Genomic DNA, 15,343 nt, shown 5'->3' with positions numbered 1-15,343 from the left:
CGCAACCTAAAAAAGAAAATAATGACCAGAGCCGATGCCATCGCCCGCGCCCGTGACGATTTCAAATCCGGCGCGTTCCTCGCTGAACTCGACCGTCGCGTCGCCTACCGGACCGAGAGCCAGAATCCGAACCGGAGCGTCGAGCTGCGCGCCTATCTGGAACAGGAGATGGTGCCCGCTTTCGCCGCGCTCGATTTCCAAAGCCGGATGATCGAATCTCCCAGCGGCAAGGCGCCGTTCCTGTTCGCAGAACACCACGAGAGCGAGACGGCGCCAACCGTGCTGATCTACGGCCATGGCGACGTCGTCGACGGCATGGAAGGCGAGTGGCGCGACGGCCGCGATCCCTGGCGCACCACGGTTTCGGGCACGCGTCTTTACGGTCGCGGCACGGCCGACAACAAGGGCCAGCACAGCATCAACATGGCCGCACTCCGCGCGGTGCGCGAGGCCCGCGGCGGCAAGCTCGGCTTCAACGCCAAGTTCATCGTCGAGATGGGCGAGGAGATCGGTTCGCCGGATCTCGGCAAGGTCTGCGATCTCAATCGCGATGCGCTCAAGGCCGATCTGTTCATGGCCTCCGACGGGCCGCGCCTGTCCGCCGACCGTCCCACCCTGTTCCTCGGCTGCCGCGGCGGCATCCGCATTCATCTCGATGTGACCCTTCGCGACGGCGGCCATCACTCCGGCAATTGGGGCGGTGTGCTCGCCAACCCCGCGACCATTCTGGTCAACGCGATCTCGACGCTGGTCGATGGCCACGGCCGCCTTCAGCTGGATGCGCTGAAGCCGCCGCGCCTCACCAACCAGATCCGCAGTTATCTTGCGGACGTGCAGGTGGTGCCGACCGAGGACGAGCCGGCGTTGGCCGAGGGCTGGGGCGAGGAGGGTCTTTCGGCGGCCGAGCGGCTCTACGCCTGGAACACGCTCGAAGTGCTGGCGATGTCGTCGGGCAATATCGAGAAGCCGGCCAACGCCATTCCCGGCCACGCCAATGCCGTGCTGCAACTGCGTTTCGTGGTCGGCACCAGGATCGATGGGCTGATCGAGGCGATCCGCGCGCATCTGGCGCAGAAGGGCTTTCCGATGGTCGAGGTGCGGGCGGCGCAGAGCTTTGCCGCCTCGCGCACGGATTTCGACAGCCCCTGGATCACATGGGCGGCAGATTCGGTCCGTCAGACCACCGGCAAGGTCCCGGCGGTGCTGCCCAATTTCGGCGGCTCGTTGCCCAACGACGTGTTCTCCGAGATCCTGCGCCTGCCGACGATCTGGGTGCCGCACTCCTATCCCGGCTGCTCCCAGCATGCGCCCAATGAGCACATCCTGCTGCCATTGACCGAAGAGGCCTTGACGGTGATGGCCGGCCTGTTCTGGGATCTCGGGGAATTGCCAAGCCCGCTAACAAGCCCGCTAACGCGCCCGCCGGCCTGAGCCGTTAACCGGAGCCGCGATCCAGCCAAAAGTCACATTCTATTCCAATCCGATCTGTGCTTGCATCCCGCCGGCATCATCCTGAAAGGGGACCCAAAAGTGAAACATTTTCGTAGCATCGGCCTCGCGCTCGCCGCGACCTTCGCTGTCAGCCAGGCCGGGGCCGAGGAGCTGACCGGCACGCTGAAGAACATCAAGGACACCGGCGCCATTACGCTCGGCTTCCGCGACTCCTCGATCCCGTTCTCCTTTCTCGATGACAACCAGAAGCCCATCGGCTTCGCGATGGACATCTGCTACAAGATCGTCGACGCCGTGAAGAAGGAGCTCAAGCTCGACAAGCTCGAGGTCAAGCTCAATCCCGTGACCTCGGCGACGCGTATTCCGCTGATGGCCAACGGCACCATCGACCTCGAATGCGGCTCGACCACCAACAATGCCGAGCGGCAGAAGCAGGTTGCCTTCACCAACACCCATTACCTGACCGCCAGCCGCTACGTCTTCAAGAAGTCGAGCGGCCTGAAGTCGATCGACGATCTCAAGGGCAAGACGGTGGTCTCGACCGCCGGCACCACCAACATCAAGCAGCTCACCGAAGCCAATGTTGCGAAAAGCCTCGGCGCTAACATCATCCCGGCCAAGGACCACGCCGAATCCTTCCTGATGGTCGAGACCGACCGCGCCGTCGCCTTCGTGATGGACGACATCCTGCTCGCGAGCCTCGTTGCCGGCTCGAAGTCGCCCGACGACTACGTCATCTCCAAGGACGCGTTCTCCAAGCCTGAGCCCTACGGCATCATGCTGCGCAAGGACGACGCGGCGTTCAAGAAGGTGGTCGATGCGGCGACCGCAGCGCTCTATACTTCCGGGGAAGGCCAGAAGATCTACGAGAAGTGGTTCACCCAGAAGATCCCGCCGAAGGGTCTGAACCTCAACACCCCGATCTCGGCCGAGCTGAAGAACGAGTTCGCCAAGCCGACCGACTCGCCGAACCCGGACGATTATAAGTAAGCTATAACCGCGATCTTTCGATCCGGATCGTGTCCGGCCATCTTGACTCCAAGGTGGCCGGACATTTGCATAGGCGCCAGGACATCCATGACTGGCGCGTTCGCGCGGGGGACACGTGAACTACCACTGGAACTGGGGAATTTTCTTCGAGCCGAACCCGATGGGGACCGGCACCTATCTCGACATGCTGTTGTCGGGCCTGGTGCTGACCCTTAAGACGGGTGCGCTCGCTTGGATCATCGCGCTGATCATGGGCTCGATCGTCGGCGTGATGCGCACGCTGCCGTCGAAGGGAGCGTATTGGTTCGGCTTTGCCTATGTCGAATTCTTCCGCAACATGCCGCTGTTGGTGCAGCTCTTCCTGTGGTTCTTCGTGCTGCCGGAACTGCTGCCGAAATCTGCCGGCCTCTGGCTGAAGCAGCTGCCGAATGCGCCGTTCTGGACGGCGGCGATCGGCATCGGGTTCTTCATGTCGGCCCGCGTCGCCGTGCAGTTGCAGGCCGGCATCGGATCGCTCCCACGCGGCCAGAAGATGGCGGCGACCGCGCTCGGCCTGACGACCTTGCAGGCTTATCGCTACATCTTGCTGCCGATGGCGTTTCGCATCATCCTGCCGCCGCTGACGTCCGAGTTCCTCAACACCATCAAGAACACGGCTGTGGCCATCACCATCGGCTTGCTTGAGTTGACCGGACAGGCGCGCTCGATGCAGGAATTCTCGTTCCAGGTGTTCGAGGCCTTCACCGCCGCGACCCTTCTCTATCTCCTCGTCAACGCCGTCGTCGTGACCGCAATGCGCTTCCTCGAGCGCTACGTCGCGATCCCCGGCTACATCACGGGGAAATAGCACCATGTTCAGCAATTTCGATTTCGACGTCATCCGCCGCACGCTGCCTTATCTGTTCTACGAGGGTATGACGTTCACGCTGATGCTCACGGGACTTGCGGCGCTCGGCGGCCTGATCTTCGGCACGGCAATCGCGCTGATGCGGCTGTCTGGCTTCAAGATCCTGGGCCGCATCGCCGGGGTCTATGTCGACTTCATGCGCTCGCTGCCGCTGGTGCTGGTGATCTTCTGGTTCTACTTCCTGGTGCCCTATATCGGGCAGTGGGTGACCGGCGCGTCGCGCCCGATCAGTGTCGGCGCGTTCGCGTCCTCGCTCATCACCTTCATCTTGTTCGAGGCCGCGTACTTCTCCGAGATCATGCGTGCCGGCATCCAGTCGATCTCGCGCGGTCAGCCGGCCGCAGCCAACGCGCTTGGCCTGACCTACGCCCAGACCATGCGCTACGTCGTGCTGCCGCAGGCCTTCCGTAACATGCTGCCGGTGCTGATCACGCAGACCATCGTGCTGTTCCAGGACACCTCACTGGTTTACGTGCTGTCGATCACCGATTTCCTCGGTGCCGCGAGCAAGGTCGCGCAGCGCGACGGCCGTCTGGTCGAAATGTATCTGTTCGCAGCGATCGTCTACTTCACCATTTCCTGTGTTGCGTCCTTCGGCGTTCGCCGCCTGCAGGCGCGCATCGCCATCATTCGATAGAGTTTGTCATGATCGAGATCAGCCACGTCGACAAATGGTACAGCCCGAGCTTCCAGGTGCTGACCGACTGCACCACCAGCGTCACCAAGGGCGAGGTGGTCGTGGTCTGCGGTCCGTCGGGATCAGGCAAGTCGACGCTGATCAAATGCGTCAACGCGCTGGAGCCGTTCCAGAAAGGCGACATCAGCGTCGATGGCACCAAGGTCAACGATCCCAAGACCAATCTGCCCAAGCTGCGCTCGCGTGTCGGCATGGTGTTTCAGCATTTCGAGCTGTTTCCGCATCTGAAGATCATCGACAATCTCTGTCTCGCACAGCAGAAGGTGCTCGACCGGTCGCGCGACAAGGCGATGGCAAAAGGCATGCAGCTGCTGGAGCGCGTCGGCCTGAAGGAACAGGCGCAAAAGTATCCCGCGAACCTGTCCGGTGGCCAGCAGCAGCGGGTGGCGATCGCTCGCGCGCTCGCAATGGATCCCATTGTCATGCTGTTCGACGAGCCGACCTCGGCGCTCGACCCCGAAATGGTGAGCGAGGTGCTCGACGTCATGGTGGACCTCGCCCATGAGGGCATGACCATGATGGTCGTCACCCACGAGATGGGCTTTGCCCGCAAGGTTGCCAACCGCGTGATCTTCATGGACCGCGGCGAGATCGTCGAGGACGCCCCGAAGGACGATTTCTTCGGCAAGCCCCGCAGCGACCGCGCGCAGAAGTTCTTGTCGAAGATCCTGTCGCATTAATTCTCGCGTTATTCCGGGATGCGCCGAAGGCGGGTTTCAGGGCGTCGCCAAATCCCGTATAACCGCACCAAATCTCTCTTCCCGCCAGGAGACCTGCCTTGGATCCGATCGCCTATGTCAACGGCTCATTCGTCCCGCTCTCGGACGCCAAAATTTCGGTGCTCGATCGCGGCTTCCTGTTTGCCGACGGCATCTACGAGGTCTCGGCCGTGCTCGACGGCAAGCTGATCGACAATGCCTCGCACCTGACGCGGCTGGAGCGCTCGGTCGGCGAGATCCAGCTGAAGCTGCCCGAGACGGTCGAGCGCATCACCGAGCTCCAGAAGGAGCTGATCGCGCGCAACAAGGTCGAGAACGGCCTCGTCTATCTCCAGGTCACCCGCGGCGCGGACAAGGGCCGCGACTTCGCCTTCCCCAAGGGCGACGTCAAGTCGAGCCTGGTAATGTTCACGTCGGAGAAGGACATCATCAACGCCGCCTCGGCCAAGACCGGCATCAACGTGATCACCGTGCCCGACATCCGCTGGGAGCGGCGCGACATCAAGAGCGTGGCACTGCTCGCGCAAGTGTTGGCAAAGCAGGCCGCGGCCGAAGCCGGTGCGGGCGAGGCCTGGATGCTGGAAGACGGCTACGTCACCGAAGGCGGTTCGTCCTCGGCGTTCATCCTGACCCAGGACGACGTCATCGTGACCCGAAAGAACTCCAACGCGATCCTGCCGGGCTGCACCCGCAAGGCGGTGGTGGCGCTGGCGGAAGAGCGTCAGCTCCGCGTCGAGGAGCGTTCCTTCACGGTCGCCGAGGCGCTCGCCGCCAAGGAAGCCTTCGCCACCTCGGCGTCGCTGTTCGTCCAGCCGGTGGTTGCGATCGACGGCAAGAAGGTCGGCGACGGCAAGCCCGGCCCGCTTGCCGCGCGGCTGCGCGAGATCTACGTGGAGTTCGCCAAGGCGACGGCGGTTTAAGCGGCGCACTCGGTGTCATCGCCCGCGAAGGCGGGCGATCCAGTACGCCGCGCGGGCGGTGATTAATCTCGCTGTCTCTGGAATACTGGATGCCCGCCTGCGCGGGGCATGACAGCTGAGAACATCTCACGCCACCGACGCCTTCACCTTCACCGGGTGAACCGCACGGAACGCGATCGCGATTCTGTTCCAGGCATTGATGGCGCCGATCAGCATGGTCAGGTTCACCGTCTCCGCATCGGAGAATTGCGCGCGGACCTGCTCGTAGACGTCATCAGGCGCGTGCGTCTCGGAGATCAGCGTCACCGATTCGGTCCAGGCCAGCGCGGCGCGCTCGCGGTCGGTGTAGAGCGGGGATTCGCGCCAGGCATTGAGCAGATAGATGCGCTGCTCGGTCTCGCCGCGCTTGCGGGCGTCCTCGGTATGCATGTTGATGCAGAAGGCACAGCCGTTGATCTGCGACGCGCGGATCTTGACGAGCTCGATGAGCGATTTCTCGAGGCCCGTCGACTGGATCTGCTCTTCCAGTGCCACCAGCGCCTTCATCGTGTCGGGTGCGGCCTGGTAGAAATTCATGCGGGGTTTCATGGTCGTTCTCCTTGCTCGCTGGATTGATGTCAATGGACGCCGCCGGCCGAGGCGGGGCCGGCCTTCTTCAGGAAAAGGGTGGCGATCAGCGCGACGATCAGTGCCACGCCGAGCAGATAGAAGGTGTCGCTGAAGGCGAGGATATAGGCCTGCTTCTGCACGATATGGCCGATCGCAACATAGGCGCGATGCAACGCGTCCGCCTGGTCGAGAATGCCGTGATTGACGAAGTATTGGGTGAGCTGTTCCAGCCGTGTCCGCGTCGCCTGCTCGAACAGCGAGACCGACTGCATCAGCACGTTGGAGTGATACTGCTCGCGCTTGGTCAGCAGGGTCTGCAACAACGCGATACCGACAGCGCCGCCGAGATTGCGCATCATGTTGAACAGGCCGGAGGCCGAGCCCGCGTTCTCCGGTTCGATGCCTGAGGTCGCCACCGCAGACAGTGGCGCCATCACCAGCGCCTGGCCGATCGCACGAACCACATTGGGCCAGAGCAATTGATCGGCGGCATAGTTGCCGGTCATGTAGATGTTCATGAAGTTGGAAGCCGCGAACAGGACGAAGCCGACGCCGATGATGAGCCGCGCATCGAGCTTCTGCATCAGCCGCGGCACCAGCGGGATCAGCAGGAGCTGCGGCAGGCCCGTCCATGCCAGCACCATGCCGATCTGCTCGGCATTGTAGCCTTGAATGCGGGCCAGATATTGCGGCAGGATGAACACCGAGCCGTAGAGCGCGATTCCCAGCAGGAAATTCGCGAGCATGCCGAAGCCGAAATTGCGGCGGACCAGCAGGCGCAGGTTGAGGAGCGGCTTCTTCACGGTCAGCTCGATGATCAGGAAGGCGGTCAGCGCCACGGCCGCGATGACGGACAGCTTGACGATGAAGGGCGAGCCGAACCAGTCGTCCTTATTGCCTTCCTCAAGCACGGTCTGCAGCGCCGACAGTCCGATCGCCATGGCGATGATGCCGGCCCAGTCTCCGTCGCGCAGCAGCCCAAGCTTCATGGGCTTTGCATCGAGGGCGTACCAGAGCATGCCGACCATGATCCCGCCCGGGACGACATTGACGTAGAAGATGTACTGCCAGCCAAAATTTTCGGTGAGGTAGCCGCCGATGGTCGGGCCGATCGCGGGCGCGAACGTCGCCGACAGCGCGAACAGCGCAAGGCCGACCGGCTGCTTTCCGCGCGGCAGCAATGTGATGATGAGCGTGAACGCCATCGGAATCAGCACGCCGCCGGTAAAACCTTGCACTGCCCGCAGCACGATCATCTGCGGCAGGTCCTGCGCCAGCGCACAGGCGGCCGACAGGATCAGGAACAGGACCGCGTTGGTGAGCAGATAAATGCGGATCGAGAACACCTGCGCCAGCCAGCCCGAGAGCGGGATGACCACGATCTCCGCGATCAGATAAGAGGTCGAGATCCAGCCGCCATCGTCGATGCCGGCGCCGATCGCGCCCTGGATGTCGGCGAGCGAGGCATTGACGATCTGGATGTTCAGCACCGCCATGAAGGCGCCGAGTGTCGCGCCGATCACGGCAATCCAGGTCTTGGTGGAAACCACCGGCGTGGCGGCCGCGGCCGGAGCAGGAATGCTGGCGGCTGAAGCGGCGTTCAGGGCGGGTTGGAGCGTGCTCATGAAAGGCTCGTCTCGGGTACGGAGACAGGATGCATCAGGCGGATGGCTTCGATCATCGGGAAGCGTGGGAAGGATCATCCGGCAGGACTTGATATTGCTGCCGGAGCCGGCCTTTAGCCTCCGTTGGGTCGCGTCGCATTGTCGGCGAGGCGCTTGGCCGTCTCGCGCTCGGCCATGACGGCCTGTTTGGTGTCGATAGTCGGCGCCGCGGACATGCCGGGGCGCAGCTGCCCGGTCAAGCTGTGGTCGTCGAGCACGATCTTTACCGGCACCCGTTGCACGATCTTGGTGAAATTGCCGGTGGCGTTGTCGGGCGGCAGCAGTGCGAATTCAAGGCCGCTCGCCGGCGAAAGGCTGTCGACATGGCCGCGCAGGGTCTGATTGCGAAAACTGTCGACGTGCAGCTCGACCGGTTGGCCGGCGCGGACATGAGTGAGCTGCGTCTCCTTGAAATTCGCCACGACATAGACTGAATCGAGCGGCACCACCGCCATCAATTGCGTGCCGGCCTGCACGAACTGTCCCACGCGCAGTGAGCGGGCGCCGACCGTGCCGTCGACCGGCGCGGTAATCTCGGTGTAGGAGAGATTCAGGGTCGCCTGCTCCGCGACCGCGCGCGCGTGCTCGAGCTGGGCTGTCGCCTGCGCGCGCTGGGTGGTGAGCACGTCGATCTTGCGTTGCGCGGCCACGAGGCCCGACCTGGCATGTTGCAGTTGCGCGTTGCTGGCGCGCAACGCGGCGTCAGTCTGTTGTGCGCGCTGAATCGTGCCTGAGCCCGACTTCATCAAATCGTCGTAGCGGGCGCGCTCCTCCTGCGCAAATTTCAGATTCGCATCCGCAGCAGCGACATCGGCCGTGCTCTGCTCGATGATCGGCTGCTGGAGTTCGAGCTGGGCGTCGAGGTTGCGCACCGACGCTTCCGCCGCAGCGACATCGGCGCGGGCCTGGTCGAGCGCCGCCTTGAAGTCACGGTCGTCGATCTTCGCCAGCAGCTGGCCCGCTTTGACCTTTTCGTTGTCGCTGACCAGCACCTTGGCGATGTAGCCCGAGACTTTTGGCGCGACGATCGTGGAGTCGGCCTTCACATAGGCGTCGTCGGTTGTCTCGAGATAACGGCCGTTGACCCAGTAGTCGTGTCCGTAATGGACAATCGCTGCTGTGCCCGCGAGGAACGCGAGCGCCAACGCCGCCCGCCGGACCATATTCCGGGTCGGACCACGCACCGGCACCGGCGGTGAAGCTTGCAGTACCTCAGTCGCTTGCTGGAAGTTTTCGGTGCGGGGCATCTCGGACATGGCAGTCTCCTGTCGGGTGGCTGAGACTATCGGTCTTCTTCGCTTCACCGATAATCGGCGAAATACCGGAAGGATTATCCGCTGAGAGTGGATAGTCCGGGATCCCGCCTTCGCGTACGGTCTTACCGAGCCGAAGGTGCGACTGCCCCAGAGCGATTGCCGCCTCTGTCGCGGGATTGCGGCTAACCCCTCCGCCATCCCGCGCGAGCTGATCTGACGGATAATTGGACAGAATTCCTTGCGATTATCGACCAAGAGCGGATAATCAGTCGTCATGGACCGATTGACGAGCCTCGAAGTCTTTAGCCGGGTGGTCGAGACTGGCGGCTTCTCTGCAGCAGCCCGCAAGCTCAACATGTCGACCACCATGGTGAGCAATCACGTTCAGGCGCTGGAAGACCGGCTCGGGGTGAGGCTGCTTCAGCGCACCACCCGTAAGGTCAATCTCACCGAGATCGGCAAGGCCTACTACGACCGCTGCATCCAGATCCTCGCCGATATCGAACAGGCCGACGATATCGCGAGCGAATTGCAGTCGGTACCGCGCGGGACGCTGCGGATCCACGTCGCCACGCACATGGTGCCGTTCGTCGCGCCCGTGGTGGCGAAGCTGCTGTCGGCCTATCCAGAGCTCAAGATCGATCTGCGCATGGGCGAAGCCGACATCGATCTCATCGAAGAAGGCTACGACGTTGCCCTGCGCATGACCGCGCCGCCGGATTCGAGCCTGATCGTCCGCAGCCTTGCCACCTGGCGTCACGTGCTGTGCTGCTCGCACGATTATCTCGACAAGCACGGTCGCGTGCAGAAGCTCGATGAGCTCACGGCGCACAATTGCGGGCGCCATTTGAACTATCCCTTCGGCGACGATTGGCGCTTTTTCGATCGCAAGGGCGCGCCGGCATCGGTACGGATTTCCGGCAGCTTCATCACCAACAGCGGTGAGGCCTTGCGGAAGGTGGCGCTGCAAGGCGGTGCCGTCTGCCTGATGGCGGGTTTTCTCGTTCGGGACGATCTCGAAGCCGGTCGGCTCGTTCGCCTGCTGCCCGAGTACCGGCCGGTCGAGATGTCGATGAACGCCGTCTATCCGCACCGGCATCATCTGTCGGCGAAGGTCAGGACTTTCATCGACATGCTCGTGCATCACAGCGCCGAGCAGCAGAAGCTGATCAATCCGTATTCATGATTGGCGCGGCGGCGGCAATCGCTCGAACACGGCGTCGAGTGCCATGCCGATCGCAAGCAGGCCGCGATCGCTGCCCGCGGGGCCGTCCAATTCAAGCCCGATCGGCAGTTTGCTCCGGGCGCCGAGCGCGATCGGAATCTGGATGCCGGGAATGCCGGCATTGCTGCCGGGATCGGTGTTCTGGATGAACAGGGCGAAATTCTCCAGGCTGCTGGAATCGGGATTGGAGGCAATGGCGATACGCGGCGTGGTCGGGAAGGCGATGGTATCGAGCCGGTTGTCCGCAAAGGTCTTGCCGTAGAGCGCCTGCAGGGCGGGTCGCGCGGACCTGATGGCCGCGTCATAGATCGGCTCGGCATCGACCAGCGTATTGTCTGGACCTGGCAGCTTGCGCGGGATCACGAGGCCGTCATAGGTGCCCTTGACGTCGGGGCTCGCGATCTCCCGCGCCAGTGCGTCAATGGTGATGCCGGTGCCGCTATGCGCCAGATAGGCCACCATGTCGTCATAGGCCTCGTACAGCGCGACGGGAAAGCCGACCTGGACGTTGAGTTCGGCCAGATGCGGCATCTCGATCTCAACGATCGTGATGCCCTGCGTCTTCATTTTCGTGAGGGCTGCCTGGAATGCGGCGTCGGTGTCGGCGTCGAGATTGCTCAGCATCGTCTTTACGATGCCGATCCGCACCAGCCTCAGATCGGCCGCCTGAACGGCATCGCCACCTGCAATGACGCGGTCGAGCAGCGCGACATCCGCCGCGGTCGCTGCCATCGGACCCGCGGTGTCGCGGGTGTGCGAGATTGGCGCGATGCCAGCCTGCGGATAGCGTCCGACCGTCGGGCGGAGCGAGGCACATCCATTCAGCGCGGCGGGAACCCTGACCGATCCGCCAGTGTCGGTGCCGAGCCCGCCCGCGACGATCCGTGCGCCGATCGCGGCGCCCGTTCCGGAGGAGGAGCCGCCGGCGATCAGGGTGCGGTCATAGGCGTTGCGCACGCCGAACTCCGCGCCGGTCTTGAATGCGGTGTTGTAGCCGGAGATGCCGAAGGCGAGCTCGTGCATGCTGGTTTTGCCGATGATGACCGCGCCCGCCGCGCGCAGCTTTGCGACCACCGGCGCGTCGGCCCTCGGAACGTAATTTTTCAGCGCTGGCGTTCCCGCGCTGCAGGGGAGTCCCGCGACCTCGATATTGTCCTTGATCACGATGGGAACGCCGCCGAGCGGCTTGTCCTTGTTGTCGTTCGCGTCGAATGCGGCCGCAGCTTTCAGGGCGCCGGCCTCGTCCAGGGTGACGAAGGCATTCAGATCGGCATTGGCCGTGGCACGGGCGAGAGCTTCCGTCGTGAGTGCGGTGCTCGTGATTTTTCCGGCGCGGAGGTCGGCCACAGCCTGGGTCAGGGTCAACTGGTCGAAATCCATGAGGCGTCACCCCGTTGCAGGAGCGCCATCAGGGCGCGCCTCGGCTCCAGAGGCTGAAGCTTCGTCGGCGCCCCGTCAACCGTAGGCGCGCATCTTTGCAGGTGATGGCGCGTCGAGCTCGGCGAACAGCCGCTCGACCTCGGCCTTTACCTTCTCGATCGCGGCGTCCTTAACCGGCCCGTAGCCCCGGATATCCATCGGCGCTTTTGCAATGGCGACCAGACTTGGCAGATGCGCCGCGTCGAGCCCGCCGAGCAGCCGTCTGATGACGCCGTCGTACCAGGTGATCAGTTCCCGCTCCGCGCGCCGTTCCGCCGTGTAGCCGAACGGATCGAACGGCGTCCCGCGCAATCCTTTCAATCGCGCCAGCATGGCAAGCGGCATCTGGATCCACTGCCCGAAGGCGCGCTTGCGCGGACGTCCGCGGGCGTCGCGCTTCGACGGCAGGAACGGCGGGGCGAAGTGATATTGGATGCTGAATTCGCCTTCGAATTCGCCTTTCAACACGTCGAGGAAGCCGCTCTGCATGTGCAGCCGTGCCACCTCGTATTCGTCCTTGTAGGCCATGAGCTTGAACAGCGCGCGCGCGACCGCTTCGGTCAATGCTCCGCTATTCAGTTTGGCTTCGGCCTTGCGAACGTTTGCAACGAGTGCTCGATAGCGCGTTGCATACGCATCGTTCTGATAGGCCGTGAGGAAGTCGGCGCGGCGGTCGATCAGCTGGTCGAGCGTCTCTGCCTTGGGCGCGTCGTCCATCTTCGGCAAGAAGTTGGGATCGGCCGCTGCAATCCGGCCCCAGGCGAAAGCCTGCTTGTTGCGTTCTACCACGACGCCGTTGAGCTCGATCGCGCGCAACAGCGCCGACAGCGAGACCGGCAGCAGCCCGTGCTGCCAGGCAAAGCCCAGCATGACGATGTTGGCATAGACGGCATCGCCGAGCAGGCGCTCGGCCAGCGCGTTGGCGTTGATGGTGTCGAGATTGCCGTCGCCGATCACCTGGCCGATCGCGCGCAGGCGGGCAGGTGAGGCGAGATCTGCGTCGCGGAAGCGGACGACGTCGCCGGTCGGCATCTCCGCGGTGTTGACCGCGGCGCGCGTGCCTTTCCGATAGGTGCCGGATGCCTTTGGCGAGGAGCTGACGACGAGGTCGCAGCCGATCAGCGCATCGGCCGCGCCCTGGTCGATGCGGACCTGATGCAACGCGTCGGGGGATGCAGCCAATCGGATGTAGCTCAGCACCGGCCCGAATTTCTGCGCAAAGCCGGTAAAATCCAGCACCGAACGCCGTTTCGTTCGAGATGCGCCGCCATGCCGATCAGCGCGCCGACCGTGATCACGCCGGTGCCACCGACGCCGGTGACGAGCAGATCATAGGGACGGTCGAGCGGTGCGGGCGCGGGCAGCGGAAGCGTGGCCGCGTGGCCGACCGGGTTGATCCGGCTCGCGCCCTTCTTCCGGCGCGTCGCGCCCTCGACGGTGACGAAGCTCGGGCAGAACCCGTTGAGGCAGGAGAAGTCCTTGTTGCAGGATGAGAGGTTGATCCGGCGCTTCCGGCCGAACGGCGTCTCCTTGGGCTCCACGCTGAGGCAGTTGGATTCGACCGAGCAGTCGCCGCAGCCCTCGCAGACGAGATCGTTGATATAGGCGAAGCGTTTGGGATCGGCCATCTGGCCACGCTTGCGGCGACGCCGTTTCTCCGTCGCGCAGGTCTGCTGATAGATCAGCACCGAGACGCCTGAGATTTCGCGCAGCTCGCGCTGCACGCTGTCCATCTCTTCGCGCGGATGGATGGACACGCCGACCGGCAAGTCGCCGGGCGAAAATTGCGCTGGATCGTCCGACACCAGCGCGATGCGCGCAACGCCCTCGGCGCGGACGCTGAGCGCGATGGCGTGGACGCTGATCGGGCCGTCGACGGGTTGGCCGCCGGTCATCGCGACGGCATCGTTGAACAGGATCTTGTAGGTGATGTTGGCTTTGGCCGCGATCGCCTGCCGGATCGCCATCGAGCCCGAATGATAATAGGTGCCTTCGCCGAGATTCTGGAAAACGTGCTTGTTGCCGGTGAAGCGTGACGAGGCGGCCCAGTTCACGCCTTCGCCGCCCATCTGGATCAGGGACGATGTCTCGCGGTCCATCCAGCTCGCCATGAAATGGCAGCCGATGCCGGCTAGCGCCTTCGATCCCTCGGGCACCTTTGTCGATGTATTGTGCGGGCATCCCGAGCAGAAATAGGGCGTGCGCGTCGCACCAGAAACGGTGATCGTGCGCGCGGCCTCAGGCATCAAGCCGGCTGCACGCGCGGCGAGATCGAGGCCCGGGAACATCGGATCGAGCCGGCGTGCGAGCACCCCAGCGAGCGCTCGCGGCGACAATTCGCCGATCCAGGAGATCAGCCGCGCGCCGGTTTCGTCGTGCTTTCCGACCATGCGCTCGGGTTTTTCGCCCGGATAATCGTAAAAATATTCCTTGAACTGGCTTTCGATGATGCCGCGCTTCTCCTCGACCACGAGGATCTCGCGCTTGCCCTTTACGAACGCCATCGCGTCATGCAGCGCCAGCGGCCAGACCATTCCGACCTTGTAGATGTCGATGCCGATGCTGCGGCAGGCTGCTTCGTCGAGACCCATCAGCCGCAGCGCTTCCATCAGATCGAGATGCGCCTTGCCCGTGGTGACGATGCCGTAGGTGGCGCCCGGGATGTCGTAGATGTGACGATCGATCGGATTGGCCTTGGCGAAGGCGTAGACCGCATGCTTCTTCGCCTCCAGCCGCTCCTCGATCTGTGGGCCGGGTAGATCGGGCCAGCGATAGTGCAAGCCGCCGGGCGGCGGCGTGAAGTCTGGCGTGTGGAAGGCGCGCGGCGGGCGCAGCGCGACGGAAGCGCCGGATTCCACGATCTCCGAGATCGCCTTGAAACCGACCCACATGCCGGTGAAGCGGCTCAGGGCGTAGCCATATTCACCGAATTCGAGATATTCGCTGACGCTTGCGGGGTGGAGCGTCGGCATGAACCAGCTCATGAAGGCCACGTCGGACTGGTGCGGCATCGAGGACGAGACGCAGCCATGGTCGTCGCCGGCGACCACCAGGACGCCGCCATGCGGCGAGGAGCCGTAGGCGTTGCCGTGTTTCAGCGCATCGCCGGAGCGATCAACGCCGGGGCCTTTGCCGTACCAGAGTCCGAACACGCCATCGACCTCGCGGTCGGCTTGCGTCTCGACCTGTTGCGAGCCGAGCACGGCGGTTGCGGCAAGGTCTTCGTTCACTGCCGGGAGGAATTCGATGTGGTCCCGCTTCAGTCGTTCCTGGATGCGCCACAGTTCGAGGTCGATGCCGCCGAGCGGCGAACCGCGATAGCCCGAAATGAAGCCCGCCGTGTTCAGCCCCGCGGCACGGTCGCGCCGCACCTGGTCGAGCGCAATGCGGACGATGGCCTGCGTGCCTGTGAGGAAGACGTGGCCCACTTCGCGATCGTAGCGGTCGGAAAGCTCGTAGGCGTCGAGTGACGAAATGGCGTCCAT

The 15,343-nt window shown here is 63.6% G+C and carries 11 protein-coding genes and 1 pseudogene; 7 read left to right on the top strand and 5 right to left on the bottom strand.

Features of this window, described 5'->3' with window-relative positions:
• Positions 1 to 21: 21 nt before the first annotated feature.
• From IVB45_RS32760 to IVB45_RS32735, 6 genes are all read left to right on the top strand, one after another.
• Positions 22 to 1,431 carry a M20 family metallopeptidase gene (locus tag IVB45_RS32760; RefSeq protein WP_247357889.1) on the top strand — a complete coding sequence of 470 codons (1,410 nt, stop codon included), beginning with the start codon at positions 22 to 24 and terminating at the stop codon, positions 1,429 to 1,431.
• A gap of 99 nt (positions 1,432 to 1,530) precedes the next feature.
• On the top strand, positions 1,531 to 2,442 hold the full coding sequence (locus IVB45_RS32755) for an amino acid ABC transporter substrate-binding protein (protein WP_247357890.1): 912 nt from the start codon (positions 1,531 to 1,533) through the stop codon (positions 2,440 to 2,442).
• Between the two features lie 115 nt (positions 2,443 to 2,557).
• The gene (locus IVB45_RS32750; protein WP_027565487.1) at positions 2,558 to 3,289 is read left to right on the top strand and encodes an amino acid ABC transporter permease; all 732 of its coding nucleotides are present in this window, start codon (positions 2,558 to 2,560) and stop codon (positions 3,287 to 3,289) included.
• A 4-nt stretch (positions 3,290 to 3,293) separates the two neighbouring features.
• Complete coding sequence (locus IVB45_RS32745) at positions 3,294 to 3,986, top strand: ABC transporter permease subunit (protein ID WP_027565486.1); 693 nt, start codon at positions 3,294 to 3,296, stop codon at positions 3,984 to 3,986.
• A gap of 8 nt (positions 3,987 to 3,994) precedes the next feature.
• On the top strand, positions 3,995 to 4,726 hold the full coding sequence (locus IVB45_RS32740) for an amino acid ABC transporter ATP-binding protein (RefSeq protein WP_007597027.1): 732 nt from the start codon (positions 3,995 to 3,997) through the stop codon (positions 4,724 to 4,726).
• Between the two features lie 98 nt (positions 4,727 to 4,824).
• Positions 4,825 to 5,685: a D-amino-acid transaminase gene (locus IVB45_RS32735; RefSeq protein ID WP_027565485.1), complete on the top strand. Its 861-nt coding sequence runs from the start codon at positions 4,825 to 4,827 to the stop codon at positions 5,683 to 5,685.
• Between the two features lie 126 nt (positions 5,686 to 5,811).
• On the opposite strand, the gene IVB45_RS32730 is transcribed toward IVB45_RS32735, so the two are convergent.
• The 3 genes from IVB45_RS32730 to IVB45_RS32720 form a co-directional block, all read right to left on the bottom strand.
• Positions 5,812 to 6,273: a carboxymuconolactone decarboxylase family protein gene (locus IVB45_RS32730; RefSeq protein ID WP_247357891.1), complete on the bottom strand. Its 462-nt coding sequence runs from the start codon at positions 6,271 to 6,273 to the stop codon at positions 5,812 to 5,814.
• A 29-nt stretch (positions 6,274 to 6,302) separates the two neighbouring features.
• On the bottom strand, positions 6,303 to 7,919 hold the full coding sequence (locus IVB45_RS32725; protein WP_247357892.1) for an MDR family MFS transporter: 1,617 nt from the start codon (positions 7,917 to 7,919) through the stop codon (positions 6,303 to 6,305).
• 113 nt (positions 7,920 to 8,032) lie between these two features.
• A complete protein-coding gene (locus IVB45_RS32720; protein WP_247357893.1) occupies positions 8,033 to 9,214 on the bottom strand; it encodes an HlyD family secretion protein in 1,182 nt (393 codons plus the stop codon).
• A 274-nt stretch (positions 9,215 to 9,488) separates the two neighbouring features.
• Between IVB45_RS32720 and IVB45_RS32715 the strand changes: the two genes are divergently transcribed.
• Positions 9,489 to 10,400: a LysR family transcriptional regulator gene (locus tag IVB45_RS32715; protein WP_247357894.1), complete on the top strand. Its 912-nt coding sequence runs from the start codon at positions 9,489 to 9,491 to the stop codon at positions 10,398 to 10,400.
• On the opposite strand, the gene iaaH is transcribed toward IVB45_RS32715, so the two are convergent.
• A complete protein-coding gene (gene iaaH / locus IVB45_RS32710) occupies positions 10,395 to 11,819 on the bottom strand; it encodes an indoleacetamide hydrolase (RefSeq protein WP_247357895.1) in 1,425 nt (474 codons plus the stop codon). The two genes, IVB45_RS32715 and iaaH, sit on opposite strands and share 6 nt — an antisense overlap.
• 75 nt (positions 11,820 to 11,894) lie before the next feature.
• Positions 11,895 to 15,343, bottom strand: a pseudogene (locus IVB45_RS32705) (indolepyruvate ferredoxin oxidoreductase family protein).

The organism is Bradyrhizobium sp. 4, assembly GCF_023100905.1.
In the GTDB taxonomy this organism is placed as follows: Bacteria; Pseudomonadota; Alphaproteobacteria; order Rhizobiales; family Xanthobacteraceae; genus Bradyrhizobium.
This window is presented reverse-complemented; position numbering and strand designations above follow the sequence as displayed.